Source organism: Candidatus Photobacterium acropomis (assembly GCF_030685555.1).
In the GTDB taxonomy this organism is placed as follows: Bacteria; Pseudomonadota; Gammaproteobacteria; order Enterobacterales; family Vibrionaceae; genus Photobacterium; species Photobacterium lucens.
The window spans coordinates 827952-854668 of sequence record NZ_CP131609.1; the positions used below are offsets into that span (position 1 = coordinate 827952).

The following is a 26717-nucleotide window of genomic DNA, read 5'->3' on the forward strand; positions in this document are numbered from 1 at the left end:
AAAGAAAAAGCCAGCAAAAATTTGCTGGCTTTTTTTGTTTTCTTTATTATCTAGCTTAAGACTGACTTAGTCTTCTAGGTATAAAGATTTAAGGTATTGGAAAATCTCGCGGTAAGCTTTACCTGGTTTTTCCTGTGCCTTTTCTTTGGTCGCTGTACGAACAAGTTGGCGCAAGTGCTGACGATCAGCATCTGGGTGATCAACTAAAATGGCGTTGATCATGCTGTCGCCATTTTCAATTAGCTTATCACGCTTTTGTTCAAGCTTTTTCAGCGCAACAGTGTGCTGAGAGTGCTTGTTACGTAGCTTGTCTAATGCCGCTTGGATTGGCTCAATATCGATTAAGCGCATTTGCTTACCGATGTATTGAAGCTGACGACGACGTGCTTCTTTGTTGAAGCGCTGCGCATCTTTTACCGCAGCCATCATGTCGTCATCGAGAGGCATTTTAGCAAGAGCATTAGGCTTTAATTCCACTAACTCTTCACCAATTTTTTGTAGCGCATCCATGTCGCGTTTCATCTCGGATTTACTAACCCAGATGATTTCCTCTTCTTCATCCCAAGGGGCTTTTTTGTTTTTACGGCTCATAATGGGCTCACTAACACTATCAATAGCTCTATTTTATCAGTTTAATAACGATTTTGGGCGTAAATTACATTATTCTATAACCAATAAGCAAAACCCTAACCTTAAGTGATTGTATGGACGTAAGAGAACAGGTAGCCCAGCAGCGAGTTGAACTGGAAGCCGCTGTCGCGAAAGCGCTAGAAGTCGCCGGTAAACAAGCGGATGCCGCCGAAGTAGCCATTAACAAAACAACAGGGATCAGCGTCTCTACACGTATGTGTGATGTTGAAAATGTTGAATTTAATAGTGATGGCGCATTGGGGATCACTGTTTATCGCGGAAATCGCAAGGGCAGTGCATCAACATCAGATCTCAGTGAAGCGGCGATTGCTCAAACGGTGGCAGCGGCACTAGATATTGCCAATTATACGTCAGAAGATCCGTTTGCAGGTCCTGGCCCGAAAGAGCTAATGGCGCGTGATATTCCTGATCTGGATCTTTTCCATCCTGATGAGCCAGAGCCTGATCGCGCAGCATCGATTGCCATTGCCGCAGAAGAAGCCGCACTAGCGTACGATCCTCGTATTAAGCAAAGTGATGGTGCAAGTTACGATAGCCATTATGGTGTGCGTGTTTACGGTAACAGTCATGGCATGTTGGCAAGTTACGCATCTAGCCGTCACAGCATTAGCTGTTGTGTGATAGCGGAAGGCAAAAATGGTGAGATGGAGCGTGACTACAGCTACACCACTTCTCGCATTGCATCGGATTTATGGACGCCAGAGCGTGTGGGTCGTCATGCGGCAGAGCGTACTGTAGGCCGTGTTGATGCACAAAAACTAACAACCCGTGAAGCACCTGTGATGTTTGCTGCTGATGTAGCAACGGGTTTGTTTGGTCATCTTGTGATGGGGATTAGCGGCGCTAACCTATACCGTAAATCGTCGTTTTTAGTTGATAAGTTAGGCGAGCAAATCTTTCCAGAATGGTTAGATATTAGCGAGCGCCCACATATCTTGCGTGGGATGGCAAGTACCCCGTTTGATAGCGAAGGTTTAGCGACTTATGATCGTGAAATCATTACAGATGGTGTGTTACAGACTTATCTTCTAACTAGCTATGCTGCTCGTAAAATGAATATGCAGCCAACAGGTCATGCTGGTGGTATTCATAACTGGATGGTGAAATCGACCGGTGAAAGCTTCGAGCAAATGCTGAAGAAGATGGATCGTGGTTTATTAGTCACCGAGTTAATGGGTCAGGGCGTGAACATTGTCACAGGTGATTATTCTCGTGGTGCGGCAGGTTTCTGGGTTGAAAATGGTCAGATCCAATTCCCAGTATCAGAGATCACTATTGCGGGTAACCTTAAAGATATGATGCAAAACATTGTGGCGATTGGTAATGATACGGAAACACGCAGCCAGATCTTAACTGGTTCTATGTTGCTAGATTCAATGAAGATTGCTGGTGAGTAATACTTGTCGCAGTAAAGAGTAAGCGGTAAAAGAAGAAAGCCCGAATCATTGATCCGGGCTTTTTGTTTATCTGATGAATGTCATCATCTGTTATGGCGTGATAAAGATAGTGGCAAGGCCAAGGAACACCATTAAGCCGACAATATCGGTACAGGTAGTTAATGCCATACCGCCAGCAAGCGCTGGATCTATCTTGAGCTTCTTCAAGCCAATTGGGATCAATACCCCAGCCACCCCTGCGACAAATAAGTTAGCTAGCATTGCTCCTGCCATAATGGCACCGAGCATTAAACTGCCTTTCCATATCACCACCACGGCACCAATAATTAAAGCCCATACAAAGCCATTAATTAAACCGACTCGGGCTTCTTTACTCAGCAACCAACGGGTGTTGGTATCACCAATGTGACCGACCGCTAAACCACGAATAACCAGCGCTACTGTTTGGTTACCTGCAACACCACCCATAGAAGGTACGATAGTCATTAATACGGCAACGGTCGCCATCTGCTGTAAAGTGTTTTCAAACATGTTGGAAACAGAGGCTGCAGCCAAGGCAGTTAGTACGTTAACACCTAACCAAATACTACGACTTTTTGCCGATTTAATAACAGGTGCAAAGGTATCTTCGTCATCATCCATACCCGCCATACTCATCATTGAGTGTTCAGCTTCTTCACGGATAATATCAACCACGTCATCGATGGTAATACGACCTAACAGGTGATTATTTTCATCGACAACTGGCGCTGATACCCAATTACGGCGTTCAAACAGGTTGGCAATTTCACTGTCAGCCATATCAACAGGGATCGCTTCATCGGCATCTTCCATCACGTCTTTGATCTCAACATCAGGTTGCGTTGTGATCAGGCTTGCCAGTGATAAATGACCGATCAGAGCTTCATTTTCATCAACCACATAGAGTGCATCGGTAGCTTCAGGAAGCTCACCGCGCATACGTAGGTAACGTAAAACCACATCTGCGGTTACATCACCACGAATGGTAATGAAATCGGTACTCATCATACCGCCAGCGGTATCTTCAGGATACGCTAACGCTTTTTCGATACGATGACGATCGGTGGCATCCATTTGTGCCAGTACTTCTTGATAGCGATCATCAGGAAGGCTACGTAATACGTAAGCAACGTCATCGGTTTCCATCCCCTCGGTAACAGCTGCCAGTTTTTCTGGCTCCATTTGCGAGACGATGCCATCTTTTACATCTTCAGACAGTTCATCAAGGATCTCACCTTGCTCTTCCGGATCCGTCAGTTGCCATAGCACTTGACGCTCTTTAGGAGGTGAGGCTTCTAATAGATGAGCAATATCCTCCGGCTCCATATCTTGTAGGAGTCGGCGAACATGGACAAACATGCCATTTTCTAAAGCTGTATTAACTTCTTGAAGTCGTTGATGGGTTTGATCTTGTTCTAATACATCCGCCATAGGTATTAGGCCCACTTATATTTTGATGGCGCAATAAGCTGAATTTTAACGTAATAACCTAGCTTTTGTCTCATATGATTTACGTCTGAACAGTGAATTTATCCCTCAGACACATGCGGTATATACAATTGCTTGGCGCTTAAAACGAAAAGTTATCGCCTGTTGCCTACAGAGTTATTAATAATAGCGGTAATCGGAGCGGAATTTTAGATGTGTTCGAGAGTTTTTACGTATAAGAAACATAGAGTAGAGATACGGTAAGCTATTTTATCGTCATATGATAAAGAGAGCATTAACTCTCTTCATCAAATCCAGCTTCGATTAATGCAGAAATGGCTTCTAGTGCAGCGGTTTCATCATCACCTTCTGCGCTAACCATAATTTTTTGGCCTTGTGCAGAATCAAGCATTAAAAGCCCCATTACACTGTCGGCAGTGGCTGATACATCGTCGTTACTGACGGTGATCACGGCACTAAAGCTTTGTGCTAGCTCAACCAGTTTAATGGCAGCGCGTGCGTGTAAGCCTAAGCGGTTTTTAATGAATAATTCGCGTTGGACTGTCATCGTTTCTCTTCTAATGTGCGGTGGCGAACTTGGACTTGTTGCCCTTGATGCTCAAAGTAATCTGCAAGAGATTGCGCAATATAAACAGAGCGATGTTGACCGCCAGTACAGCCAATGGCAACAGTGACATAACTGCGGTTGTTTTTCTCCAGCATTGGTAGCCAAGTTTCGATGAAATTGCGGATTTGGTAATTTAGCTGGTTGACTTCACTATGGCTGGATAGAAAATCTTTAACACCTTGGTCTAGCCCGGTTTGCGGTTTTAATTCCGGTACCCAGTGAGGGTTTGGCAAGAAACGCACATCAAATACGTAGTCGGCATCTGAGGGTAAACCATGTTTAAAGCCGAATGATTCAAACACCAGAATCAGTTCTTTGGCTTCTCTACCTAACACACGAGATCGTACTGTTTCGCTTAAATCATGAATAGATTTGTTAGTGGTGTCGATCACCAGATCTGCATGCTCTTTGAGATCGCCTAGCAGTTGGTGCTCTGTGGTGATTGCTTGCTCTAGCGTCATATTCTGGCGAGACAAAGGATGTAAGCGACGTGTTTCGCTGTAGCGTTTCACCAATTCTTTATCGTCGGCATCAAGAAAAATAACATTCACATCAATGTCTTTTTCCAGAGATTTTAGAATACGTTCTACTTCACCTGGTTGTTGCGGCATGTTGCGAACATCAATGCTAACAGCAATGTCTTGCTCGGTATGGGCGATATCGCGAATAAACTGCGGTAGCAGATTAACAGGAAGATTATCGACACAGTAATAGCCGAGATCTTCTAGTACACGTAGGGCGACAGATTTTCCAGAACCAGAGCGGCCACTGACAACCATCAACATCATGGTTTATTTACCTCGGAATTAGGGATATGAAGCAGGAGATTATGATTCATCGGTTAGGATCTGATACAGCTCTTGATCGTTTTTGGCATTACGAAGCTGTTTACACACTTGCTTATTGCCGAGTTTCTCAGCCATGCTTGCAAGGGTTTTAAGGTGTTCTTTACATTGATCTTCTGGAACAAAAAGAGCGAACAGCAGATCAACGGGTTGGTTATCTATCGCATCAAAATCAATCGGCTCTTGGCACTGAACTAATACGGCAACAGCTTGTTCGCTGTTACTGATACGTCCATGTGGGATAGCAATACCATTACCAATGCCTGTAGTGCCCATCTTTTCACGGTTGAGCATACATTCAAATAAAGGTTGTGGATTTTGATCTAGATGAGCAGCAGCGATCTCACTAATAAGTTCTAGTGCGCGCTTTTTGCTGGAGCAAGGGACTGCACTTTTTGTGCAGTCCAGGCTCAATACATGACTAAGTTGCATAGTTAGTGGCTGTTGAGCTTATCTTTGTGTTTGTTTAATTGGCGAACGAGTTTATCAGTCAATTCATCAATCGCGGCATACATATTTTCAGAATCCGCCTTTGCGTGGATTTCCCCTGCGTTAATATGCAGGGTAGCTTCTGCAATTTGCTGAAGTTTTTCAACATTAAGAATGACTTGCACATTATTGATTTTATCGAAGAAGCGTTCAAGTTTTTCAAACTTGGCTAAGACATACTCACGTAGAGAATCGGTTACATCAACATGGTGCCCTGTAATATTGATTTGCATAGACATCTTCCTTTTGTTGGATCTGAACGAGTAGTTTAGATCAGACGTTTTCGCTGATTCGATGGCGGAATACCTAGAGATTCACGGTACTTAGCGATAGTACGCCTTGCAACCATGATCCCTTGCTCAGCTAGCAGTGTGGCAATTTTGCTATCACTTAATGGCTTCGCTTGGTTTTCAGCAGCAACAAGTTTCTTCACCAGTGCGCGGATCGCAGTCGACGAACATTCGCCACCGTTATCCGTACTGACATGACTTGAGAAGAAGTATTTCAATTCAAAAATACCTCGAGGTGTATGCATGTATTTCTGCGTAGTTACTCGAGATATGGTGGATTCATGCATTTCTACGGCAAGCGCGATGTCATTTAACACCATAGGTTTCATCGCTTCTTCGCCATACTCAAAGAAGTCTTGCTGATGTTCGACAATGCAGCGAGCCACTTTAAGTAATGTTTCATTTCGGCTTTCTAAGCTTTTGATCAGCCATTTCGCATCTTGAAGGTGAGTACGAATGAATTGGCTATCAGCACTATTGCGCGTATTTTTGCTCAGCGCAGCGTATTGTTCGTTAACCTTGATGCGTGGCACGCTATCTGGATTGATAGTGACGACCCATTTGCCGTGGTCTTTAAATACAGATACATCAGGCACCACGTACTCTGTATCTGTACTGATCACGCGATTACCTGGGCGAGGATCAAGCGAGTGGATCAGTGCCATTATCGCTTTGAGATCGGACTCTTTTAATTTGGTATCACGCATTAACTGGCGGTAATCACGATTACCCAGTAGATCAATATGCTCGGTTAACAGCATTTTTGCTTCTGCGAGCCACTGAGTATCTGATGGGTAGGTTGCTAATTGGAGTAATAAACACTCTTGTAAGTTACGTGAAGCCACACCGAGAGGATCGAACTGTTGAACGCGTTTCAATACGGCTTCTACTTCATCAAGTTCGATTTCTTCATCTTCAAAACTATCCAAAATGTCTTCAGTAGAACAAGAAAGGTAACCTTTCTCGTCAACTGCATCAATGATGGCTGTGGCGATGGCGAGATCGGTTTCACTAAATGGGGTCAAGTGAACTTGCCACATTAGGTAATCTTGAAGTGATTCCGTGGTTTCGCCTTGATAAACAGGCACATCATCATCAAGGGCAATGCCTGTGTTACCAGTGCCTGCGCTGTAGACATCATCCCATGTCGTATCGACAGGAAGATCTTCTGGCATTTCATGGGTTTCAATGACATCGGCAGTATCAAAACTTTCAATGTCATCAATATTGTCTGATACGTCATCTTTTGCTGAATCAGCCGCAGTTTTATCGTCCGTTGTAGAAAGATCTTCATTCTCTTCCAGCTCTAACAATGGGTTACCATCGAGTGCTTCTTGGATTTCCTGTTGGAGATCCAAAGTGGAAAGCTGCAGCAGTCGAATGGCTTGCTGTAGCTGCGGCGTCATGGCCAGTTGTTGGCCTAGCTTAAGCTGGAGCGAAGTTTTCATTAACGTAGATATACCTTGTCGTTATTATTTTTATACTGTGGCTTTTTCTTCAATCGCAGACCTATCTGTGGGTTATAGACGGAACTGATCACCTAGGTAAACACGTTTAACATGTTCATCGTTAAGAACGTGCTCAGGTGTACCATTCGCAATAAGATGCCCTTGACTTACGATATACGCATGTTCACAGACATCAAGTGTTTCCCTTACATTATGGTCTGTTATTAAGACACCAAGCCCACGATCACGTAAATGTTCAATGATCTTTTTGATGTCGATCACGGAGATTGGGTCAACACCAGCAAAAGGCTCATCAAGTAAAATAAATTTTGGGTTAGCGGCAAGTGCTCGTGCAATTTCGACACGGCGTCGTTCACCACCAGAAAGTGCCTGACCTAAGCTGTTACGAATATGCTGAATATTAAATTCATCTAACAAATCTTCAGCTTTGTCTTGGCGCTGTTCTTTAGTTAACTCTTTACGGGTCTGTAGTACCGCCATTAAGTTATCGTAAACACTTAAACGGCGGAAGATGGATGCTTCCTGAGGAAGATAACCAATACCCATGCGTGAACGATTATGCATAGGTTGAAGGCTAATATCTTCACCATCAATAGTGATGCTTCCTTCATCGCGAGCAACAAGACCCACAATCATATAAAACGATGTCGTTTTACCAGCACCGTTTGGACCGAGTAGGCCCACAATTTTTCCAGATTCAACCTCAAGGCTAACATCAGAAACAACTTTACGTCCGTTGTAGCTCTTTGCGAGGTGTTCAGCTTTTAGAATAGCCATAGATACTGTTTATTTCTTGTTATTGTTCAATTGATTTGGTTGGATGACCGTAGTAACACGCTCATTATCGCCACTTTTCGCGACTAAACGCTGTTCATCAATTTTATAAGTGATGACGTTACCTTTAATCTCACTGCCGTCTTGGTTTAAAACCGCTTTGTCTGTCATCTTCAAGAATTCGGTTTTGGTTTCATAACGCATTTTTAGCGCTTCACCGTCGATAGGTTTACCGTCATCCATGATTTGATGGAAGGTGGCAGGGTTACCATAAGCGACAATGGTTTGATCTTTAGATTGACTGTTAGGTCGTGTTACCACAACTTTGTTAGCACGAATATCAATGGTGCCTTGGCGCAGTTTTACATTGCCAGTAAAGGTAGCGATGTTGTTTTGTACATCGATTTCTTGGCTATCAGAGTCAATATTAATAGGTTGTTTAGTATCACTTTTTAATGCCCAAGACGGTGCGCTGACACATAATAAGCATAGTAGAGCACTAATTTTGATTCGGTTCATATCTACTTTTCACATTCTTTAAGAGTTTAGCTACTTTACGCTTCATATTACCTGTCATACCGTCGCCTTGGTTTTGGAAAGCGGGGCCGGTAATGGTGACGTGGTCTTGAGTATTAAAATCTTGCGTTTCAATATTCAATTGCAAGTTATCGGTTTTGATCACTTGAATATCTGAATCTGGCAATAAGTTAAACATACGTACATTGCCATGAAGGTTCAGAATGTTTTTGTTGTCTAACATGGCGGTATTTGCGCTAATACGCCATTCCGCATTACTGCCGTCCTTAAATACCCACAGTACAGGTTTAACAAAATCGGTTTGACCACTTTTCTCAAAGTATTCAAGATGATCAGAGTCGATCTGGTAACTGCGGATACCTGAAAGATCAAATGTTGTATTGCTAATATCATTACCAATAAAGACTGGCTTTTCATCATCAGGCTTCACCTGATTTTCTTTTTGCCAATGCTGTTCTAGTTGGTAATAGCCTAACCATGCACAAAATACTGCGAGAAGTACATAGAGTAGCCTTTTTAAAGTCATAGACTTAAGCCTTTATCATATTTCATTATTCTTATGCGTTACGCAATTTGCCTGCGTATGCTACTACATCACGCCTGCTTTTAATAAATCATGCATGTTGAGCGCCCCAACAAGTTGATTATTTTCGGTCACCAATAACCCATTAATTTTACGATCCTCCATGATTTTTAGGCCTTCTGCTGCCAGTAACTGAGGGGAGATCGTTTGTGGGTTACGTGACATGACATCACCAATACTCGTGGTATGAATATCAATATGTTTATCAAGTAGGCGACGTAAATCACCATCGGTGAAGATGCCACTTAGCTCTTGCTGAGCATTGACTATAGCAGTCATACCTAAGCCTTTTCGTGAGATCTCAAGTAAAGCATCTTTGATGCTGGCAGTTTCTTCAATAATAGGCAGCATTTCACCACTATGCATGACATCAGCAATGCGCATTAATAATTTACGTCCTAATGCACCACCTGGATGAGAGAGAGCAAAATCATCAGCAGTAAAGCCACGGGCTTCCATTACAGAAATGGCTAAGGCATCACCCATCACAAGTGTTGCAGTGGTGCTCGATGTCGGTGCTAAGTTCAGTGGACAGGCTTCTTTTTCAACGGTGATTTGTAAATTCACAATCGCCATTTTCGCCATGCTGGAGTTTGGTTTACCTGTCATGCTGATCATAGGAATACCTAGGCGTTTAATAACAGGTAAAAGAGCAATTATTTCAGAGGCTTCACCGGAGTTGGAGATCGCGATAACGATGTCTTCTTGTTTGATCATCCCCAGATCGCCGTGGCTGGCTTCTCCTGGATGAACAAAAAAGGCAGGCGTACCAGTACTGGCTAGCGTTGCTGCTAATTTACGCCCGATATGACCAGATTTTCCCATTCCCATCACAATGACTTTACCTTGGCAGTCTAAGACGAGCTGACAGGCTTGATGAAAACTGTCGTCAATGTAATGGCTGATGTTTTGTAGTGCTTGGATTTCTATATCCAACACTTGTTTACCATGACGACAAAAGTCAAAGGAGCGAGACATCTGAAAATTCTCCATTATGCGGAAACGTTTAAGAATAGGTAGGCTTGGTAGGCAATAAAGCAAATAACCAAAATACCACCTTCAACACGATTGATACGACGACGTTTACCAAGAGCCATCAGCAATAGCAATACAGAGAGCGCTAACATGACATAAAAATCACGGCTCATCGCAAGTGGGCTTAATACGGATGGATTAAGAAGACCCGGGATCCCCATCACAGCAAGGATATTAAAGACGTTGGAGCCGATAATATTACCTACCGCCATATCATCTTCACCTTTGTAGATACTAGCGATGGAAGCAGCTAATTCTGGCAAGCTAGTACCAACAGCAATAATGGTTAAACCAATTACTAAATCACTCATACCAAAGTATTTAGCGATAGTAACTGCTGACTCTACCACCATATCTGATGAGTAAAGTAGTAGACCTAAACCAATAAAGACCCAAATTAATGCTGACGAGTTACTAACACCTGTTGGAATTTCTTCCTCTTGGTTTTCCATTAAGGGATCGTTTTTACTTGCGCGACTAATTTTCAGCATCGCAAGCAGGAACAGAACAAATAGGACGGCAAGGAAAGCACCTTCCATGCGTCCTAGGTAGTTATCCCATAGCAATAAGCCAGCAATAACAGTAACACCTAGCATTAAAGGCAATTCACGGCGAATAATCGTAGAGCTGATAGAAAGCGGTTTAAGTAGCGCAGTGATACCTAAAATAAGAGCAATATTGGCAATGTTAGAGCCCAGTACGTTACCGACTGCAGTATCTGTTTTGCCTGCAAGTGCTGCTGTGGCTGAAACCATCATTTCAGGAGCCGATGAGCCCATTGCGAGGATAGTCATACCGATCACAAGTGGCGCAACCCCAAAATTGCGTGCAAGTGCGGCTGCACCATAGACAAGCCTGTCTGCACTCCACACTAATAAAACTAACCCTACACAGAGCAACACAATGGCTTCGAGCATTCTAATCCCTTTTAAAAATGGCACGTTGGAACGATGGAAGTGAATCAATCGTTAAGTCGTATTTGATCTTTGCGGCTAATTTTGACGGTTAGCAACGCAAAAGGGAAGTATAACAAATGACTAATTCTCTCATTCGCTGCATTTAGATGTGAAAATAGCAAATAAGATGAATTTCTTATCTTAGGCTTGTAAAGCACACTCTTTTTATCTGGTTTTTTGAATATTATGAATAGCGTACAATTATAGGTTGAAATAAAACTAAAGGCATAGCGGAAGAGATAAATAGGGATACCTATTGATGAAAGCCGCTGCAATGATTGTTAAATAAACAAAAATAGCTGGGAGATAAGCCGACTAACTTGAGTTGGTGATTTATTCTCCTTATCATCGTCGGCTATAATATTTCTTCACATAATGATGAGAGTTTTTATGTGATTAATTTTTAGTTGGCTGATTTTTAAAATAATTATCGGTATTTCATAAAGAATCACCAGTAAATAGAGGCGAATACGAAGCAATGGCTAAAAGCGATATACTGGTTTCGATTAAAAATCTTACTTTTTCTCGTGGTGAACGATACATTTTTGATGATATCTCCCTTGATGTGCCAAGAGGAAAAGTCACCGCTATCATGGGGCCATCGGGGATTGGTAAAACCACATTATTACGCTTGATTGGCGGTCAAATCACACCAGAAAAAGGTGAGGTTTGGTTTGATGAATGGAATATACCAACGTTAAGTCGACGTGATTTGTATCAAGCACGTAAACGTATGAGCATGCTATTTCAATCGGGCGCGCTTTTTACCGATATGAATGTGTTTGATAACGTTGCATTTCCACTACGAGAGCACACCGATTTACCGGAAGACTTACTGCGCAGTTTAGTGCTATTAAAGCTTGAAGCGGTTGGCTTACGAGGGGCGGCAGAATTAATGCCGAATGAGCTATCAGGTGGTATGGCACGTCGTGCAGCATTGGCGCGTGCCATTGCTCTTGATCCAGAGTTGATGATGTACGATGAGCCGTTTGTTGGTCAAGATCCGATCACCATGGGTGTGCTGGTTGAATTGATCAGTAGCTTAAATAAAGCATTGGGTATGACATCAGTGGTGGTTTCACACGATGTGCCTGAAGTGATGAGTATTGCTGATTATGTTTACCTGCTATCGGGCGGAAAGATTATCGGTAGTGGTACGCCACAAGAGCTACGTGATAATCCCGATCCTCGGGTTCGTCAGTTCCTTGATGGTGATGCTGATGGACCAGTACCATTTAAATTCCCCGCTCAGCCGTTAGAACAAGATCTCTTTGGTTAAGCATTTAGCTCGATGTGTCAGATACATCGGTAATTACATGGATAATGAGCAAAATGATTGTTAATGCTATAGCTCGTATAGGGCGAAGCGGTATTGATAAATGCCAAACCATGGGGCGGGCAACGCTCATGTTGTTTGGGGCATTGGTCAGTAAGCCTCAACCTATAAAAATGTTTCCGTTATTGATGAAGCAACTCTACTCAGTAGGTGTGTTATCAATGGCGATTATTTTAGTGTCAGGTCTGTTTATTGGCATGGTATTGAGTCTGCAAGGCTATATCGTGCTGGCAGATTTTGGTGCTGAAACCAGTTTAGGTCAGATGGTAGCGTTATCACTATTACGTGAGTTAGGACCTGTTGTCACTGCGTTATTGTTCGCTGGACGTGCAGGCTCTGCTTTGACCGCTGAAATTGGTTTGATGAAAGCCACAGAGCAGCTTTCTAGTATGGAGATGATGGCGGTTGATCCACTACGTCGTGTGATTGCCCCACGTTTTTGGGCGGGAGTGATCTCGATGCCATTGTTAGCATTAATGTTCAGTGTGGTCGGCTTATGGGGGGCACAGATCGTTGGTGTTGACTGGAAAGGGATTGATTACGGTAGTTTCTGGTCCGTGATGCAATCATCGGTGAACTTTAGCTATGACATTGGTAATAGCATTATTAAAGCTGTTGTCTTTGCAATCACAGTAACTTGGATTGCAGTCTTTAACGGTTACGATGCGGTGCCAACCTCTGAAGGGATCAGCCGAGCGACAACACGCACCGTTGTTAATTCATCACTCGCCGTTTTGGGCTTAGATTTTATTTTGACCGCGCTGATGTTTGGCAGCTAGGTAAAAAGGATTGTCGACATCGTTGTCGGCGTGGCAAAACAGATTAAGTGGATAAAAGCATGCAACAAAATAAACGACTAGAATTATGGGTTGGCGTATTTATGCTAGCCGGCATTGCTGCATTATTGGTATTAGCATTCAAAGTAGCGAATGTGCAAAACTTTGGCAGCAGTGAAACATACACCTTAAAAGCACATTTCGATAATATTGGCGGTTTAAAAGTACGTTCACCTGTGAAAGTAGGTGGCGTGACTGTTGGTGAAGTAACGGCAATTACCTTGGATAAAGAAACCTATGTTCCAATGGTGACGTTAGCGATTAACAAAAAGTTTGGTTACTTTCCTGAAACTAGCTCAGCCTCTATCTTAACTTCAGGTTTATTAGGTGAGCAGTATCTTGGTATTTCACCAGGATTTGTTGATGAAGATGTGGATATGCTACATAACGGTGATCTTATTGAAGACACTAAATCTGCGTTAGTATTAGAAGATATGATTGGCCAAGTGCTTTATAGCATTGGCGGTGACAAAAAAGACTAGGAGCACCCATGAAATTTTTACGATGCCTAATGCTGGCTTTTCTTGCCCTACCAATGTTGGCTCAAGCTGCAACAGTAGATCAAACTAATCCATACACCATGATGGATAAAGTGTCAGCGAAGCTATTTCAAACTTTAAAAGCTGAACAACCAAAGATCCAAGCAAACCCAGAAGAATTACGTATTATTGTTAAGCAGGAATTACTGCCATACATCAATGCGCGTTATGCTGCTTATAAAGTGTTAGGTAACAATAACCTAAAGAAAGCAACGGTGGCACAGCGTGATGCATTCACTAAAGCATTCACAGACTACCTTGTGGCTTCTTACGCACAAGTTTTAACTCAATACACCAACCAAAAAATTCAGATTGAACCTGCGAAACCAATTCCTGCTGATCGTAGCATTGTTTCTGTTCGTGTAGATATCATCGATCCTCAACGTCCACCTATTCGTCTTGATTTCAAACTACGTTTGAACAAAAAGACAAAAGAATGGCAAGGATTTGACATGGTCGCTGAAGGAGTCAGTATGATTTCGACTAAACAAAGCGAATGGAGTGGTGAGCTTCGTACTAAAGGTATTGATGCGGTAACGCAGAGCCTACGCGATCTTGCTGCTAAGCCGATTCAGATCGAGAAAAAATGATCATGTCTGAGGATAAGATCAGTTGGCAAGCTCTCGGTAATGACCAATATTGCTTGTCAGGTTGTTTAGAACGTGACACAGTGCCAGCCTTTTGGCTACGTAGAAAAGAGTGGATGCCTGATTCAAACAAGGTATCGCTCGATCTAGGTGGCTTGAGTCGGGTAGACTCAGCTGGCATGGTGATGCTATTACATCTTCACCAACAGTTAAGCAGCGCAGGATGTGACTTCACACTGCTTAATGTGCCCGAGCAGTTAAAAACATTATTACGCTTGAGCCATGTTGAACCTATATTAGCAACTTGCATGAAGTGAGTTGTAGCGAGGATAGCTTGTGGAAATCTCTGAGATTAAACAAATTCTAGAAACCGCCTTAGATCTTGATGAAGTGATCGTTAAAGGTGAAGGTAGCCACTACGAAGTGATTGCAGTGGGTACACTTTTTGACGGCATGAGCCGAGTTAAAAAACAACAAACTATTTATGGTCCATTAATGGATCGAATTGCAGCAAACGACATTCATGCGTTAACTATCAAAACATACACGCCAGAAGAGTGGGCGCGTGATAAGAAGTTAATGTCGTTATAACGAGGTAAATGATGCAGAAGTTTCGTATTCAGGGCGGTGGTCCACTAAGCGGTGAAGTGTCCATTTCTGGCGCAAAGAATGCCGCATTGCCGATTTTATTTGCCGCTTTGCTTGCTGAAGAGCCTGTAGAAATCGCGAATGTGCCAAAGCTACGTGATATCGACACCACAATGGAGCTGCTTTCTCGCCTAGGCGTTAAAGTATCGCGTAATGGCTCTGTGCATATTGATGCGAGTGACGTTAACGAGTTTTGTGCACCTTATGATTTAGTAAAAACCATGCGTGCGTCGATTTGGGCATTAGGCCCTCTAGTTGCGCGTTTTGGTCAAGGCCAAGTGTCACTACCTGGTGGTTGTGCTATCGGTGCACGCCCTGTTGATCTACACATTGTAGGTTTAGAGCAATTAGGTGCAACGATCACGTTAGACGAAGGTTACGTTAAAGCTACCGTTGATGGTCGTCTAAAAGGCGCACATATCGTAATGGATAAAGTGAGCGTTGGCGCAACAGTAACAATCATGTCTGCAGCAACCTTAGCTGAAGGTACAACGGTTATTGAAAACGCGGCACGTGAGCCTGAAATTGAAGATACTGCAGCATTTTTGAATGCACTGGGTGCAAAAATCACAGGTGCAGGTACAGCAACGATTACCATCGAAGGTGTTGAGCGTTTAGGCGGTGGTTACCATGAAGTGGTAGCTGATCGTATTGAAACGGGTACTTTCCTTGTTGCTGCTGCTGTTTCTGGCGGTAAGATTGTTTGTCGTAATACCAAGCCTGAACTAATGGAAGCAGTACTAGCTAAGCTAGAAGAAGCTGGCGCAGTAGTTGAAAGTGGTGATGACTGGATCAGCTTAGATATGACTGATCGTGAGCTAACAGCGGTAAACATCCGCACAGCACCACACCCAGGTTTCCCAACAGATATGCAAGCGCAATTCTCACTACTTAACCTAGTTGCGAAAGGTACAGGCATCATCACTGAAACGATTTTTGAAAACCGTTTCATGCACATTCCTGAACTAATTCGTATGGGGGCTCATGCTGAAATCGAAGGTAATACTGTAATTTGTGGTGATACTGACGGTTTAAGTGGTGCTCAGGTAATGGCGACGGATCTACGTGCATCAGCAAGTCTTGTCATTGCTGGTAGCATTGCAAAAGGCGAGACAATCGTTGATCGTATTTACCATATCGACCGTGGCTACGAGTTCATTGAAGAGAAGTTCAGTGCATTAGGCATGAACATCGAACGTATCTCTGCTTAATTGATTATTTAAGCTCTGATAACAAAAACGCCTCACATTGTGAGGCGTTTTTTTATATCTTGAACTTGGTGCTTATCGCATTGGCATTGGTTTGTTTTCAGATGCCGGGCGGTTAGCCACTTTCACTGGAATGATCATAGGCTTACCATCACGCAAGATCTTCACATTTACACTTGTGCCTGGGCGTATGTCAGTGACAATATCCCTAACACTTTGTACATTGGTTACTTGCTTACCATCAATCTCAATCACGACATCATTCTTTTTAAAGCCAGCTTTTACGGCGGGACCATTTGGATTCATACCGATCACAATGATGCCGTTGACTTGGTTCGCATCATAAAGGCGTGCCATAACAGGATTAATTTCACGTCCTTCAATCCCAATCCAACCACGGATCACGCGCCCATCGGCGATCAGCTTTTTCATGATCTTAATAGTTAGTTGGTAAGGAATCGCAAAAGAGATCCCATAAGTTTCAATATTTGTGGCTTGTTGGAAAGAGGCGGTATTAATACCCACAAGCTCACCACGAGTATTGACTAGTGCACCACCGGAATTACCACGGTTGATTGCAGCATCGGTTTGCAGGAAGTCTTGAGGGCCATAGAAGCTCATACCAGAGCGACCCGTAGCAGAAATAATACCAAAAGTGGTGGTTTGACCTAAGTTGTATGGGTTACCGATAGCTAGTACCACATCACCCACTGTTGCTTTGTATTCTGGGTTGACTGGGATCACAGGTAAGTTATCAGCATGAATTTTTAAAACCGCTAGATCCGTTAGTTGATCCAAGCCGATCAACTGAGCATTTAAAATGCGTCCATCTTGTAGTGCAACGATCACTTGATCTGCATTTGCTACTACATGGTAGTTAGTGACGATATAGCCCTTATCACTCATGATCACACCCGAGCCAAGACCTTGGGTAATAAGCTCAGGATCTGGTTTCGAGGTGTCATCTTCATAGCGGCGGTTATAGATGTTAACAACAGCAGGTGAGGCACGTTTAACGGCATAGTTAAAAGATAATGGCGTGGGTGCATCATCAAGTTGAGGTAAAGACACTGGAGATGATGGACGTAAACTTGGTACAGCAACCAGAATGACAGCTGCTGTGATAAGGCCGAGAAGAATAGAGCGACCAAGAAATGCCAACATCAAGAGTCCTTAATAGAAAATGGGAGAATAATGGCAAGGAGAATACCATTCCTACTCATTGAGACCAATAATAAAGTCAGGGCTAAGATCGCCCTGACTTTGTATGACATGATAGAAGAAACGTAAGATTATCGAATGATCAGGTACAATACGTTATCACCACGTTTGACTTCCATTGCGAGCACGCTTGGCTTTTCTTCTAGTGCTTTACGCAATTCACCAAGGTTATTAATCTTCTTACGGTTTAAACCAATGATGATATCGCCTTTTTGGAGACCATAACGGGCTGCAATTGAGCGTTCATCGAGCTGTGATACTTTCACGCCTTTCACTTTATCGGAAGCTGTCGTATTGGTAAATTCAGCTCCGGCTAAACTTGGGTGGAGGTTATCAGCCTTCACTTTATTGTCACTTGCCGCTTTTAGGGTAACATCGAAGTTTTGCTTCTTGCCGTCACGAATAACACCTAATGTCAGGGTCTTACCCGCGCCCATAGTGGCAATTTTTGCTCGTAACTCACTAAAGGTTTTAATTGGTGTACCATTAACTTCGGTAATGATATCACCAGCTTTTAATCCTGCTTTTTCAGCTGAAGAGTCAGGCATAACTTGGTTTACAAATGCACCGTGGTTAGTGGAGTAACCAAAGGTTTTTGCAAGCTCAGCGGTGAGTTCACCACCTTGAACACCTAAAATACCGCGTTTAACTTGACCAAATTCCAATATTTGATCAGTTAAGCTCTGCACCATATTCGATGGGATTGCAAAACCGATACCGACGTTACCGCCGTTAGGACCAACAATCGCAGTATTAATACCGATCAGTTCACCGTTAAGGTTAACCAAAGCCCCACCTGAGTTACCGCTATTAATTGCCGCATCAGTTTGAATGAAGTTTTCAAAGTTTTCGATATTCAAACCACTACGACCAAGTGCAGAAACAATCCCTGAGGTTACGGTTTGGCCTAACCCAAATGGGTTACCAATAGCGACCGCAAAATCACCGACACGCAGCTTATCTGAGTTAGCGAGTTTTACTTCTGTCAGGTTTTCAGGTTTGTCGATTTGTAGTAGAGCAATATCAGACATTGCATCACTACCAATTAACTTGGCATCAATTTCACGACCATCAGAAAGTTGTACTGCAATTTGATCTGCGCCATCAATAACATGATGGTTCGTTACAATATAACCTTTCTTAGCATCAATAATCACGCCAGAGCCAAGCCCTCTAAATGGGCGTTCTTGTACCTGCTCTGATGGGAAATCAGGGCCAAAGAAATAACGAAATGATTCCGGTAAACGTTGTTTTGACACATGTTTACCTTCAACTGCAATACTCACGACAGCTGGTGTGACTTGCTCCAGCATAGGCGCAAGACTAGGAAGTGATTGGTTGTTTACGGACGCAGGCAGAGCCGCGGTAGCCGTTACTGGGGTAATAACAGAACTGATACCTAATGCTAACGCACTAAAAACAAGCAAAGGTTTTTTAATCATTACTGAACTCCGGTTTTACAAGTACGAATAAGACATAAAAACCGGAGCTAAAGTTCACTTACACTCATTATTTGATGCATAAATATTGAGTGGATTGTGAATAATGTGATGGTTAGCTCGCTTTGGGTTCTGCGTGCAGTTGGGCTTTCTCTTCTTCAGTCACACTCGTATTTTCGCCCTTAAATAAACCTGTTGCGCCATTAGCGTAATCACGTGGCGGTTGCTCAATGTTTTCATCATCATTGGCGTTGTCTTTCACAGCTTCTAAGCTAGTGATACGTTTAGCAAAAGGATTATCTTGTGCAGGTAAGTTAGGCATTAACTCGGTGGATGTTTTTGCCATATGCTCATAGAGCTTACTGTAATCTTTCGCTACGTTGTCGAGTAAATCTGCGCTACGGGCAAAATGATCAACAAGCTCTTGGCGGAACTGTTCTAGCTCGTACTTAGATTTATCAAGCTCTTTTTTAAGCGATTTTTGTTGTTGTACGCTTTTGTTTGTAAGGCGAACGGCAAGAGCACCAACAAGGATCCCTGCTAAAAAAATAATAATTGCGCTAATCCAAGTCATAGTCATGAATAAACTCCTTGTGACTTATCAGTATGTACTAATACTTGTGTATCAATGTTTATCAATAATGGCTGTCGCGATACTATACCGTGAGGTTAAGCGACATGGTACTCAATAAATAAGATGTAAGAGCAATGTTGCTGATTATCCTCTCATAATTAAGAGATAGCATGGATAAAACAGGTAGTGTTTAGGATGACACCATTAGAAAAGTATCAACTCGATTTACAACAAACAGATTTCTTTGCTGATCCTGCACAAGCGAATGCAGTTTCCCATCTTGATGGTTTATACCATCGCATGCTAGTACCTAAACCAGAACCCAAAGTGTCATTTCTTCAACGAATATTTAAACCTAATCACAATCAAGCAGATATCATGCCAGTGAAAGGTTTGTACTTTTGGGGCGGGGTTGGGCGAGGGAAAACTTACCTTGTTGATACATTTTATGGATGTTTGCCTTTTGATCGAAAATCGCGGATGCACTTTCACCGTTTTATGCATCGCGTCCATACTGAGTTAAAACAACTCGATGGTATTGAAAATCCATTAGAACATGTTGCTGATAAGTTTAAACAAGAGACCGATATTATTTGTTTTGATGAGTTTTTTGTCTCAGATATTACCGATGCCATGATCCTTGGTACCTTGTTTGAAGCACTGTTTAAACGTGGGATCACACTAGTTGCGACATCCAACATTCCGCCACAGGAGTTGTACCGAAATGGTTTGCAACGTGCGCGTTTTCTTCCTGCGATTGCGCTTATTGAGCAGCACTGTGACATCGTTAATGTTGATGCGGGTATTGATTATCGCTTGCGTACGTTAGAGCAAGCCGAAATTTATCACTTTCCACTTGATGAAAGTGCGAAGTCTGATCTGAAACGTTATTTTGAGCAGCTCACGACAGCACCTCGTTATGAGCATAAAACAATCACGATTAATGGACGACAATTAACGACTGAGCGAGAAGCGGATGGGGTTGTTCAGTTTAGTTTTCATCAATTATGCCAAACAGCGCGAAGCCAGACCGATTATATGGAAATTGCACGTTTATATCACACGGTGATTTTATCGAACGTACCGCAAATTACCGTACAAGAAGATGATGCAGCAAGACGTTTTATTGCCATGGTTGACGAATTCTATGAGCGTAACGTTACTTTGATAATTTCAGCAGCGGTACCGATGGAGCAGCTTTATCTGCAGGGGAGACTCATGTTTGAATTTAAACGTTGTTGCTCACGCCTGACAGAAATGCAAAGCCATGACTATCTTGCTAAGCCGCATTTAGCCTAGAGAATTAAACATAATTAGATAACGTTATTAGGGATAATAAGGATTTATTGACTGCTTTTGACCTAATTTCTCGCTAATCAGAAAAAAAGCATTTTTTTTTAGGAAAAGAGGTGATTTTTTCCACACCCTTCCCTATAATCTTGCGACCCACCGTACCTGTGATGGCGAAAGCCAGGAGTGCCAACCACTCGAAGGGGTGATGACTGGGCTCTTAACAGAGGGATCATCAATATATGATGGTTCTAGTAAGTGAAACTATTTAAATAATTGGGTAATAATTAGCATGAAAACTTTCGTTGCTAAACCAGAAACTGTAAAACGTGACTGGTATGTTGTTGACGCTGAAGGTAAAACTCTTGGTCGTCTAGCAACTGAAATCGCATCTCGTCTACGTGGTAAGCACAAGCCTGAGTACACTCCACACGTTGACACTGGTGACTACATTGTAGTTATCAATGCTGAGAAAGTAGCAGTAACTGGTAACAAGCGTACAGACAAAATGTACCACCACCACACTGGCTACATCGGCGGCCTTAAGTCAATCAGCTTTGATAAGCTAATCGACAAGAAACCAGAAATGGTTATTGAAACTGCTGTTAAAGGCATGCTTCCAAAAGGTCCTCTAGGCCGTGCTATGTACCGTAAGCTTAAAGTTTACGCAGGTACTGAGCACAACCACGCTGCACAACAGCCAAAAGTACTAGACATCTAATTGGGAATAATGACAATGGCAGAGAATCAATACTACGGCACTGGTCGTCGCAAAAGCTCAGCTGCTCGCGTTTTCATCAAACCGGGTACTGGTAACATCGTAATCAACAAGCGTAGCATCGAAGAATACTTCGGCCGCCCAACAGCGCGTATGGTTGTTCGTCAACCTCTAGAGCTTGTTGAAATGACTGAGAACCTAGACCTATACATCACTGTTAAAGGTGGTGGTATCACTGGTCAATCTGGTGCAATCCGTCACGGTATCACTCGCGCTCTTATGGAGTACGATGAAACTCTACGTCCTGCTCTACGTGCAGCTGGCTACGTTACTCGCGACGCTCGTTGCGTTGAACGTAAGAAAGTTGGTCTACGTAAAGCACGTCGTCGTCCACAGTTCTCTAAGCGTTAATTTTACGCTCCAGATTTTATCTGGTTACTGTGTACGGGAAGCTCAACCTTCGGGTTGGGCTTTTTTTTATTTATTAATAAGTTACCAATAAATTTCCTCCAATAAAGATCATTTCTGTTTATCCTCTCGTAATAAATACTGAAGCCTTTTAAGTAACAATGTTTCTATTTGGTTACAAAAAAGAACGCGCCTCTCACATTTGTTGCTAAAAAGTAGCTTTATCTTGTCAACATATAGCCTTTTCTTTATCCTTCTGATGTTGGAATCAGTTTAAATTTGTAATTTTACTGTTACCTTTTCGTTGGAAGTTAGCCGTAGCTCCAGGGACGCATAAGGACATAATAAGAATCCAGAGCGGGAGTAAGGGAGAATATTGGATGAGCAATGCGCCAGTAAGTAAAGGACGACGTCGCTTTCTGACCGCAACAACCTCGGTTGTTGGTGGGCTAGGAGCCGCAGCTGTCGCCGTTCCTTTCATAAAATCATGGAATCCGAGTGCGAAAGCAAAAGCAGCCGGTGCCCCTGTCGAAGTTGATATTAGTAAGTTAGAAGATGGACAAATGGTTCGCGTTGAGTGGCGTGGTAAACCTGTATGGGTTGTTCGCCGTAGTGATGCCGTTTTAAAAGAGCTAGATTCGCATGATGGACAATTACGAGATCCTTCATCTGAAGAGCCTCAGCAACCATCATATGCACAAAATAATTTCCGTTCAGTAAAGCCAGAAATCTTTTTGGCCGTAGGTATTTGTACACACCTAGGCTGCTCTCCGACCTATTTACCTGATAGCTTTAGTGAACAAGTCAGTGGCGTATCATCAGGGTTCTTCTGCCCATGTCACGGTTCTAAATTTGATATGGCGGGACGCGTATTTGCTGGCGTTCCAGCACCATTGAACTTAGTGATCCCACCTTATCAATTCTTAGATGACAACACGATCTTAGTGGGTGTTGACGGGGAGGTGGCATAATGGAAGCGCTATTTGGTTGGATTGAAAAACGCTTACCTGTAATGAATGCATACAAAAAGCATGTTTCAGAATATCCAATGCCGAAAAACTTTAACTTTTGGTATATTTTCGGTTCATTAGCCATGCTTGTTTTAGTTAACCAGATCGTGACAGGGATTTGGTTAACCATGAACTATGTACCATCTGGTGACGGCGCATTTGCGTCGATCGAATACATTATGCGTGATGTGGAATACGGTTGGTTGCTGCGTTATATGCATTCAACAGGTGCATCGGCATTTTTTGTTGTTATCTACCTTCACATGTTCCGTGGTTTGATCTACGGCTCATACCAAAAGCCGCGCGAGCTATTGTGGCTATTTGGTATGTTGATCTTCCTTGTGCTGATGGCTGAAGCTTTCATGGGGTATCTACTACCATGGGGGCAAATGTCGTACTGGGGTGCACAGGTTATCATTTCACTGTTTGGTGCGATCCCTGTGATCGGTGATGATCTAACGCTTTGGATCCGTGGTGACTACGTGATCTCTGGCGCAACCCTAAACCGTTTCTTTGCGCTTCACGTTATCGCATTACCTATAGTATTACTGCTTTTGATTGTGCTACATATTTTGGCATTGCATGAAGTGGGTTCCAACAACCCTGATGGTATTGATACGAAATTACCAAAGGGATCTAAAGGCGAAGGATATAAAACTCAATTCCCATTCCACGAGTATTACAGCAAGAAATACGACATCATTGATTCTATTCCATTCCATCCGTATGGAACGGTAAAAGATATGGTTGGTGTTGCTGTCTTTGCTTTCTTCTTTAGCTACGTGATTTTCTTTAATCCAGAAATGGGAGGCTACTTCCTTGAGCCGCCTAACTTTGAAGCAGCAAACCCACTGAAAACACCAGAGCACATTGCGCCAGTTTGGTATTTCACACCGTTCTATGCCATTTTGCGTGCAGTTCCTGATAAGTTGTTGGGTGTGGTAGCGATGGGAGCATCCATTGTTTTCCTATTCCTATTACCGTGGTTTGATCGCTGTAAAGTTCGTTCGTTCCGTTACCGTAGTAAAGTGCACTTCGTTAACATTTGTCAGTTCACAGTAAGCTTCATTGCATTAGGTATTTTAGGTGCGCTACCAGCAACACCTACTTACACACTACTTGCGCAGATCTTTAGCTTTGCTTACTTTATGTTCTTCATTTTATTGTTCTTCTACAGTAAAAATGAAGCAACAAAACCGCTACCAGAGAGGGTGACATTCAAATGAAAAAATGGATTGTAGCGCTGCTGGCGGTACTACCAACCTTTGCTTTTGCAGCAGGTAGTAATGTCCCTTTGGATGCGGCGAATAATGATTTAAGTGATAAAGCGTCATTACAGCGTGGTGCAAAGACATTCATGAACTATTGTTCAGGTTGTCACTCTACTCAGTACCAACGTTATGAGCGTGTTGCGGAAGACTTGGGTATTCCACCAACCTTGATGAAAGAGAATTTGATCTTCGATCAAAACGCGAAGATTGGTGATCTGATGACCAATGCTATCTCAACGGAATACGCAGCGGCATCGTTTGGTGCCCCAGCACCTGATTTAACCTTGGTTGCACGCGTACGTGGTCCTGATTGGATCTATACTTATCTAAGATCCTTCTATGCGGATCCGAGTCGTCCGTTTGGTGTTAATAACCTTGTGTTCCCAAGTGTCGGTATGCCCCATGTACTTGAAGAATTGCAAGGTGCTCCTCGTAAAGTATTCGAAATGAAAACCATTGACGGTGAACAAGTTCAAGAGTTCGTGGGGATCGAATCTGACGGCACGGGTGAGTTAAACGCCGAAGAATACGATGACATGGTACGTGATTTGGTTAACTTCCTTGATTATTCTGCTGAGCCAATGAAGCTGGAGCGCCAGCATATGGGCTTGTGGGTGATGGGCTTTATTGCGGTATTCTTTGTTTTAACTGTATTGTTGAAGAAAGAATATTGGCGTGATGTCCACTGATAAGGTAATCTAGTGGGTTAAGAATCTCGCAATGGGGGCTCAAGCCTCCATTGCTTTTTGTGTATTGAATATACTGGAGGGGTTGATGGCTGTTGCTGCCAATAAACGCTCTGTGATGACTCTGTATTCTGATGCTTCAGACATCTACAGCCATCAGGTGCGTATCGTACTAGCCGAAAAAGGTGTTAGTGTTGAAATTGAATTGGTTGATCCATTGAATCTACCTGAAGATCTGTTAGAGCTGAACCCATATCAGTCAGTTCCAACATTGGTTGATCGTGAATTAGCACTATACCAAGCGAACATCATTATGGAGTACTTGGATGAGCGTTTTCCTCACCCACCTCTAATGCCGGTTTACCCTGTTGCTCGTGGTAACAGCCGTCTAATGATGTACCGTGTTGAGCGCAACTGGTACTCACTTGCTGAGAAGATCAAGACTGGCTCTGCCGATGAAGCTGATAAAGCGCGTAAGCAATTACGTGAAGAGTTACTTGCATTAGCACCAGTATTTGCAGAATTCCCATTCTTCATGAGTGACGAGTTCAGCCTTGTTGATTGTTACCTAGCTCCACTGTTATGGCGCTTACCTGAAATGGGTATTGAGCTAAGCGGCGCTGGTGCAAAAGAAGTTAAAACTTACATGACACGTGTATTTGAACGTGATTCTTTCCTTGCTTCATTAACTGAAGCTGAACGTGAAATGCGTTTAGCTGGCCAGTAATATGGATATGGAAAAAATGACGCCGCGTCGACCTTATCTACTGCGCGCGTTTTATGATTGGTTAGTGGATAACGATCTCACTCCACACCTTGTTGTTGATGCAACATTACCGGGTGTGAAAGTGCCGATGGAGTTTGTGAGTGATGGTCAAATCATCCTAAACATCGCTCCTCGCGCTGTGGGTAATTTAGAACTTGGCAATGAAGCGGTAAGCTTTAATGCGCGTTTTAGTGGTCGTCCACACTCTGTTATCGTACCTATGTACGCTGTGCTTGCTATCTATGCCCGTGAAAACGGTGCAGGAACGATGTTTGAGCCAGAGCCTAGCTACGAAACAGATATGCCAGTCTTTGACGATGCTGAAGAAGCAGAAGATATGATTGATGAGGCTCCAGAATCAACATCACCATTTGCTGTAGTTAGTGAAACTGAAACAGTAGGTAGTGATGATCCAGATGATGAGCCACCACGTCCTCGTGGTCGTCCAAGTCTACGTGTTGTGAAATAAGTAGATACCAAAGAAAAACGCAGCCACTAGGCTGCGTTTTTTTATGTTTAGAAAGTGCTGTTATTTAACTATTTGGGTTTTTCTCAAATAGCGTAACTACCTTTTGCACTCCACCAACATTACGAGCAATGTTAACCGCAATCTCCCCTTGACGAGGGGTGACATAGCCGAGTAGATAAACTTTTCCACCTTCACTGATCACTTTGATCACTGCACCTGTTAGCTGTTTGCTTGCGATCAGTTGTGATTTTACCTTGGTGGTCAGCCAAGCATCGTAACTGATGTCGCCAAAACCTAGTAATGGTCTGACTTCTAGCTGGTTATAGACATGTTCAACGTTAGCAATATGTTTGACTTGCTGGGCAAATTGCTCCTTAACAGTAGGAGAGGTGACTTGACCTATCAGCAGTACATTACCATCTAAAGAGACACTGTTAATACTAGCAGTACGGGTAAATTGACGACTGTTTGCCATTCCCGCAACATCCATTTCTATTTTTTGATCATCCCAGTGTTGTTCGACATCACGCGGATCTTGAGTTGAAAAGCTTGAGCATCCTTGTAATACAAAGACAAAAGCGATCAGTAGGCGAGTGAGCCAGCGCATG

General features: G+C 43.0%; 32 protein-coding genes. 16 read left to right on the plus strand and 16 right to left on the minus strand.

The genetic code is table 11. The features are described from left to right. Nucleotides 1–66 precede the first annotated feature (66 nt). Nucleotides 67–591, minus strand: coding sequence for a ribosome biogenesis factor YjgA (yjgA, locus tag Q7657_RS10545; protein WP_107166910.1), 525 nt, complete (start codon nucleotides 589–591; stop codon nucleotides 67–69). 113 nt (nucleotides 592–704) lie between these two features. Here yjgA and pmbA point away from each other — a divergent pair, with 113 nt between their 5' ends. Then, nucleotides 705–2048 (plus strand): metalloprotease PmbA, encoded by a 1344-nt coding sequence (gene pmbA, locus Q7657_RS10550; RefSeq protein WP_053988030.1) that lies wholly within the window; start codon nucleotides 705–707, stop codon nucleotides 2046–2048. A gap of 90 nt (nucleotides 2049–2138) precedes the next feature. On the opposite strand, the gene mgtE is transcribed toward pmbA, so the two are convergent. From mgtE to Q7657_RS10605, 11 genes are all read right to left on the minus strand, one after another. After that, nucleotides 2139–3500: a magnesium transporter gene (mgtE, locus tag Q7657_RS10555; RefSeq protein ID WP_053988031.1), complete on the minus strand. Its 1362-nt coding sequence runs from the start codon at nucleotides 3498–3500 to the stop codon at nucleotides 2139–2141. 292 nt (nucleotides 3501–3792) lie between these two features. After that, entirely contained in the window at nucleotides 3793–4065 is a 273-nt protein-coding gene (locus tag Q7657_RS10560; protein ID WP_107166909.1) for an HPr family phosphocarrier protein, read from the minus strand. After that, nucleotides 4062–4913, minus strand: a complete 852-nt coding sequence (rapZ, locus tag Q7657_RS10565) for an RNase adapter RapZ (RefSeq protein ID WP_023933672.1) — start codon at nucleotides 4911–4913, stop codon at nucleotides 4062–4064. The genes Q7657_RS10560 and rapZ overlap by 4 nt, the downstream gene beginning before the upstream one ends. Nucleotides 4914–4952: 39 nt before the next feature. After that, on the minus strand, nucleotides 4953–5402 hold the full coding sequence (gene ptsN, locus Q7657_RS10570; RefSeq protein ID WP_053988033.1) for a PTS IIA-like nitrogen regulatory protein PtsN: 450 nt from the start codon (nucleotides 5400–5402) through the stop codon (nucleotides 4953–4955). Between the two features lie 2 nt (nucleotides 5403–5404). Continuing rightward, nucleotides 5405–5692, minus strand: a complete 288-nt coding sequence (gene hpf / locus Q7657_RS10575) for a ribosome hibernation promoting factor (RefSeq protein WP_053988034.1) — start codon at nucleotides 5690–5692, stop codon at nucleotides 5405–5407. A 35-nt stretch (nucleotides 5693–5727) separates the two neighbouring features. After that, nucleotides 5728–7197 carry an RNA polymerase factor sigma-54 gene (locus Q7657_RS10580; RefSeq protein ID WP_107166908.1) on the minus strand — a complete coding sequence of 490 codons (1470 nt, stop codon included), beginning with the start codon at nucleotides 7195–7197 and terminating at the stop codon, nucleotides 5728–5730. 72 nt (nucleotides 7198–7269) lie between these two features. Then, nucleotides 7270–7995 carry an LPS export ABC transporter ATP-binding protein gene (gene lptB / locus Q7657_RS10585; protein ID WP_053988036.1) on the minus strand — a complete coding sequence of 242 codons (726 nt, stop codon included), beginning with the start codon at nucleotides 7993–7995 and terminating at the stop codon, nucleotides 7270–7272. A gap of 9 nt (nucleotides 7996–8004) precedes the next feature. Further along, the gene (gene lptA, locus Q7657_RS10590; RefSeq protein ID WP_053988037.1) at nucleotides 8005–8511 is read right to left on the minus strand and encodes a lipopolysaccharide transport periplasmic protein LptA; all 507 of its coding nucleotides are present in this window, start codon (nucleotides 8509–8511) and stop codon (nucleotides 8005–8007) included. Further along, nucleotides 8492–9055, minus strand: a complete 564-nt coding sequence (gene lptC / locus Q7657_RS10595) for an LPS export ABC transporter periplasmic protein LptC (protein ID WP_053988038.1) — start codon at nucleotides 9053–9055, stop codon at nucleotides 8492–8494. The genes lptA and lptC overlap by 20 nt, the downstream gene beginning before the upstream one ends. A 63-nt stretch (nucleotides 9056–9118) precedes the next feature. Then, nucleotides 9119–10090 (minus strand): KpsF/GutQ family sugar-phosphate isomerase, encoded by a 972-nt coding sequence (locus Q7657_RS10600; RefSeq protein WP_107166907.1) that lies wholly within the window; start codon nucleotides 10088–10090, stop codon nucleotides 9119–9121. Nucleotides 10091–10104: 14 nt separating this feature from the next. Beyond that, a complete protein-coding gene (locus tag Q7657_RS10605) occupies nucleotides 10105–11064 on the minus strand; it encodes a calcium/sodium antiporter (protein WP_107166906.1) in 960 nt (319 codons plus the stop codon). Nucleotides 11065–11581: 517 nt separating this feature from the next. Here Q7657_RS10605 and mlaF point away from each other — a divergent pair. From mlaF to murA, 7 genes are read left to right on the plus strand one after another with little or no spacing between them, the layout of a single operon-like run. Continuing rightward, the gene (mlaF, locus tag Q7657_RS10610) at nucleotides 11582–12382 is read left to right on the plus strand and encodes a phospholipid ABC transporter ATP-binding protein MlaF (RefSeq protein ID WP_053988041.1); all 801 of its coding nucleotides are present in this window, start codon (nucleotides 11582–11584) and stop codon (nucleotides 12380–12382) included. A gap of 53 nt (nucleotides 12383–12435) precedes the next feature. Continuing rightward, the gene (gene mlaE, locus Q7657_RS10615) at nucleotides 12436–13218 is read left to right on the plus strand and encodes a lipid asymmetry maintenance ABC transporter permease subunit MlaE (protein ID WP_053988042.1); all 783 of its coding nucleotides are present in this window, start codon (nucleotides 12436–12438) and stop codon (nucleotides 13216–13218) included. A 59-nt stretch (nucleotides 13219–13277) separates the two neighbouring features. Beyond that, nucleotides 13278–13757 carry an outer membrane lipid asymmetry maintenance protein MlaD gene (gene mlaD, locus Q7657_RS10620; protein WP_023933663.1) on the plus strand — a complete coding sequence of 160 codons (480 nt, stop codon included), beginning with the start codon at nucleotides 13278–13280 and terminating at the stop codon, nucleotides 13755–13757. An 8-nt stretch (nucleotides 13758–13765) separates the two neighbouring features. After that, nucleotides 13766–14404, plus strand: a complete 639-nt coding sequence (mlaC, locus tag Q7657_RS10625; protein WP_107166905.1) for a phospholipid-binding protein MlaC — start codon at nucleotides 13766–13768, stop codon at nucleotides 14402–14404. Then, the gene (locus Q7657_RS10630) at nucleotides 14401–14718 is read left to right on the plus strand and encodes an STAS domain-containing protein (RefSeq protein WP_008987881.1); all 318 of its coding nucleotides are present in this window, start codon (nucleotides 14401–14403) and stop codon (nucleotides 14716–14718) included. The genes mlaC and Q7657_RS10630 overlap by 4 nt, the downstream gene beginning before the upstream one ends. A 19-nt stretch (nucleotides 14719–14737) precedes the next feature. Next, nucleotides 14738–14992: a BolA family iron metabolism protein IbaG gene (gene ibaG / locus Q7657_RS10635; protein WP_008987882.1), complete on the plus strand. Its 255-nt coding sequence runs from the start codon at nucleotides 14738–14740 to the stop codon at nucleotides 14990–14992. An 11-nt stretch (nucleotides 14993–15003) separates the two neighbouring features. After that, nucleotides 15004–16260 (plus strand): UDP-N-acetylglucosamine 1-carboxyvinyltransferase, encoded by a 1257-nt coding sequence (gene murA / locus Q7657_RS10640; protein ID WP_107166904.1) that lies wholly within the window; start codon nucleotides 15004–15006, stop codon nucleotides 16258–16260. A 72-nt stretch (nucleotides 16261–16332) separates the two neighbouring features. On the opposite strand, the gene degS is transcribed toward murA, so the two are convergent. The 3 genes from degS to zapG form a co-directional block, all read right to left on the minus strand. Then, entirely contained in the window at nucleotides 16333–17421 is a 1089-nt protein-coding gene (gene degS, locus Q7657_RS10645) for an outer membrane-stress sensor serine endopeptidase DegS (RefSeq protein ID WP_107166903.1), read from the minus strand. Nucleotides 17422–17549: 128 nt separating this feature from the next. Then, on the minus strand, nucleotides 17550–18920 hold the full coding sequence (locus Q7657_RS10650) for a Do family serine endopeptidase (protein WP_107166902.1): 1371 nt from the start codon (nucleotides 18918–18920) through the stop codon (nucleotides 17550–17552). Nucleotides 18921–19032: 112 nt separating this feature from the next. Then, nucleotides 19033–19491 (minus strand): Z-ring associated protein ZapG, encoded by a 459-nt coding sequence (gene zapG / locus Q7657_RS10655; protein WP_181319887.1) that lies wholly within the window; start codon nucleotides 19489–19491, stop codon nucleotides 19033–19035. Nucleotides 19492–19686: 195 nt separating this feature from the next. On the opposite strand from zapG, the gene zapE reads away from it, so the two are divergent. From zapE to sspB, 8 genes are all read left to right on the plus strand, one after another. Continuing rightward, a complete protein-coding gene (gene zapE, locus Q7657_RS10660) occupies nucleotides 19687–20790 on the plus strand; it encodes a cell division protein ZapE (RefSeq protein WP_107166900.1) in 1104 nt (367 codons plus the stop codon). Between the two features lie 283 nt (nucleotides 20791–21073). After that, nucleotides 21074–21502: a 50S ribosomal protein L13 gene (gene rplM / locus Q7657_RS10665; RefSeq protein ID WP_005371187.1), complete on the plus strand. Its 429-nt coding sequence runs from the start codon at nucleotides 21074–21076 to the stop codon at nucleotides 21500–21502. A gap of 15 nt (nucleotides 21503–21517) precedes the next feature. Beyond that, nucleotides 21518–21910 (plus strand): 30S ribosomal protein S9, encoded by a 393-nt coding sequence (rpsI, locus tag Q7657_RS10670; RefSeq protein WP_005371189.1) that lies wholly within the window; start codon nucleotides 21518–21520, stop codon nucleotides 21908–21910. Between the two features lie 377 nt (nucleotides 21911–22287). After that, nucleotides 22288–22878 (plus strand): ubiquinol-cytochrome c reductase iron-sulfur subunit, encoded by a 591-nt coding sequence (petA, locus tag Q7657_RS10675; RefSeq protein ID WP_053988049.1) that lies wholly within the window; start codon nucleotides 22288–22290, stop codon nucleotides 22876–22878. After that, complete coding sequence (locus Q7657_RS10680; protein WP_008987889.1) at nucleotides 22878–24143, plus strand: cytochrome b; 1266 nt, start codon at nucleotides 22878–22880, stop codon at nucleotides 24141–24143. Before petA ends, Q7657_RS10680 begins: the two co-directional genes overlap by 1 nt. After that, nucleotides 24140–24877, plus strand: a complete 738-nt coding sequence (locus Q7657_RS10685) for a cytochrome c1 (RefSeq protein ID WP_107166899.1) — start codon at nucleotides 24140–24142, stop codon at nucleotides 24875–24877. The genes Q7657_RS10680 and Q7657_RS10685 overlap by 4 nt, the downstream gene beginning before the upstream one ends. Before the next feature lie 85 nt (nucleotides 24878–24962). After that, a complete protein-coding gene (sspA, locus tag Q7657_RS10690) occupies nucleotides 24963–25601 on the plus strand; it encodes a stringent starvation protein SspA (RefSeq protein ID WP_008987891.1) in 639 nt (212 codons plus the stop codon). 1 nt (nucleotide 25602) lies between these two features. Continuing rightward, nucleotides 25603–26109 carry a ClpXP protease specificity-enhancing factor gene (gene sspB, locus Q7657_RS10695; RefSeq protein WP_053988051.1) on the plus strand — a complete coding sequence of 169 codons (507 nt, stop codon included), beginning with the start codon at nucleotides 25603–25605 and terminating at the stop codon, nucleotides 26107–26109. Between the two features lie 64 nt (nucleotides 26110–26173). Here the strand turns inward: sspB and Q7657_RS10700 are convergent, their stop codons facing one another. Beyond that, entirely contained in the window at nucleotides 26174–26716 is a 543-nt protein-coding gene (locus tag Q7657_RS10700; RefSeq protein ID WP_107166898.1) for a BON domain-containing protein, read from the minus strand. Between the last annotated feature and the right edge of the window lies 1 nt (nucleotide 26717).

Bases quoted from the DNA above. Each gene is read 5' to 3' on its own strand.
- yjgA (WP_107166910.1), bottom strand. From the start codon at position 591: ATGAGCCGTAAAAACAAAAAAGCCCCTTGGGATGAAGAAGAGGAAATC.
- pmbA (WP_053988030.1), top strand. From the start codon at position 705: ATGGACGTAAGAGAACAGGTAGCCCAGCAGCGAGTTGAACTGGAAGCC.
- mgtE (WP_053988031.1), bottom strand. From the start codon at position 3,500: ATGGCGGATGTATTAGAACAAGATCAAACCCATCAACGACTTCAAGAA.
- Q7657_RS10560 (WP_107166909.1), bottom strand. From the start codon at position 4,065: ATGACAGTCCAACGCGAATTATTCATTAAAAACCGCTTAGGCTTACAC.
- rapZ (WP_023933672.1), bottom strand. From the start codon at position 4,913: ATGATGTTGATGGTTGTCAGTGGCCGCTCTGGTTCTGGAAAATCTGTC.
- ptsN (WP_053988033.1), bottom strand. From the start codon at position 5,402: ATGCAACTTAGTCATGTATTGAGCCTGGACTGCACAAAAAGTGCAGTC.
- hpf (WP_053988034.1), bottom strand. From the start codon at position 5,692: ATGCAAATCAATATTACAGGGCACCATGTTGATGTAACCGATTCTCTA.
- Q7657_RS10580 (WP_107166908.1), bottom strand. From the start codon at position 7,197: ATGAAAACTTCGCTCCAGCTTAAGCTAGGCCAACAACTGGCCATGACG.
- lptB (WP_053988036.1), bottom strand. From the start codon at position 7,995: ATGGCTATTCTAAAAGCTGAACACCTCGCAAAGAGCTACAACGGACGT.
- lptA (WP_053988037.1), bottom strand. From the start codon at position 8,511: ATGAACCGAATCAAAATTAGTGCTCTACTATGCTTATTATGTGTCAGC.
- lptC (WP_053988038.1), bottom strand. From the start codon at position 9,055: ATGACTTTAAAAAGGCTACTCTATGTACTTCTCGCAGTATTTTGTGCA.
- Q7657_RS10600 (WP_107166907.1), bottom strand. From the start codon at position 10,090: ATGTCTCGCTCCTTTGACTTTTGTCGTCATGGTAAACAAGTGTTGGAT.
- Q7657_RS10605 (WP_107166906.1), bottom strand. From the start codon at position 11,064: ATGCTCGAAGCCATTGTGTTGCTCTGTGTAGGGTTAGTTTTATTAGTG.
- mlaF (WP_053988041.1), top strand. From the start codon at position 11,582: ATGGCTAAAAGCGATATACTGGTTTCGATTAAAAATCTTACTTTTTCT.
- mlaE (WP_053988042.1), top strand. From the start codon at position 12,436: ATGATTGTTAATGCTATAGCTCGTATAGGGCGAAGCGGTATTGATAAA.
- mlaD (WP_023933663.1), top strand. From the start codon at position 13,278: ATGCAACAAAATAAACGACTAGAATTATGGGTTGGCGTATTTATGCTA.
- mlaC (WP_107166905.1), top strand. From the start codon at position 13,766: ATGAAATTTTTACGATGCCTAATGCTGGCTTTTCTTGCCCTACCAATG.
- Q7657_RS10630 (WP_008987881.1), top strand. From the start codon at position 14,401: ATGATCATGTCTGAGGATAAGATCAGTTGGCAAGCTCTCGGTAATGAC.
- murA (WP_107166904.1), top strand. From the start codon at position 15,004: ATGCAGAAGTTTCGTATTCAGGGCGGTGGTCCACTAAGCGGTGAAGTG.
- degS (WP_107166903.1), bottom strand. From the start codon at position 17,421: ATGTTGGCATTTCTTGGTCGCTCTATTCTTCTCGGCCTTATCACAGCA.
- Q7657_RS10650 (WP_107166902.1), bottom strand. From the start codon at position 18,920: ATGATTAAAAAACCTTTGCTTGTTTTTAGTGCGTTAGCATTAGGTATC.
- zapG (WP_181319887.1), bottom strand. From the start codon at position 19,491: ATGACTTGGATTAGCGCAATTATTATTTTTTTAGCAGGGATCCTTGTT.
- zapE (WP_107166900.1), top strand. From the start codon at position 19,687: ATGACACCATTAGAAAAGTATCAACTCGATTTACAACAAACAGATTTC.
- rplM (WP_005371187.1), top strand. From the start codon at position 21,074: ATGAAAACTTTCGTTGCTAAACCAGAAACTGTAAAACGTGACTGGTAT.
- rpsI (WP_005371189.1), top strand. From the start codon at position 21,518: ATGGCAGAGAATCAATACTACGGCACTGGTCGTCGCAAAAGCTCAGCT.
- petA (WP_053988049.1), top strand. From the start codon at position 22,288: ATGAGCAATGCGCCAGTAAGTAAAGGACGACGTCGCTTTCTGACCGCA.
- Q7657_RS10680 (WP_008987889.1), top strand. From the start codon at position 22,878: ATGGAAGCGCTATTTGGTTGGATTGAAAAACGCTTACCTGTAATGAAT.
- Q7657_RS10685 (WP_107166899.1), top strand. From the start codon at position 24,140: ATGAAAAAATGGATTGTAGCGCTGCTGGCGGTACTACCAACCTTTGCT.
- sspA (WP_008987891.1), top strand. From the start codon at position 24,963: ATGGCTGTTGCTGCCAATAAACGCTCTGTGATGACTCTGTATTCTGAT.
- sspB (WP_053988051.1), top strand. From the start codon at position 25,603: ATGGATATGGAAAAAATGACGCCGCGTCGACCTTATCTACTGCGCGCG.
- Q7657_RS10700 (WP_107166898.1), bottom strand. From the start codon at position 26,716: ATGCGCTGGCTCACTCGCCTACTGATCGCTTTTGTCTTTGTATTACAA.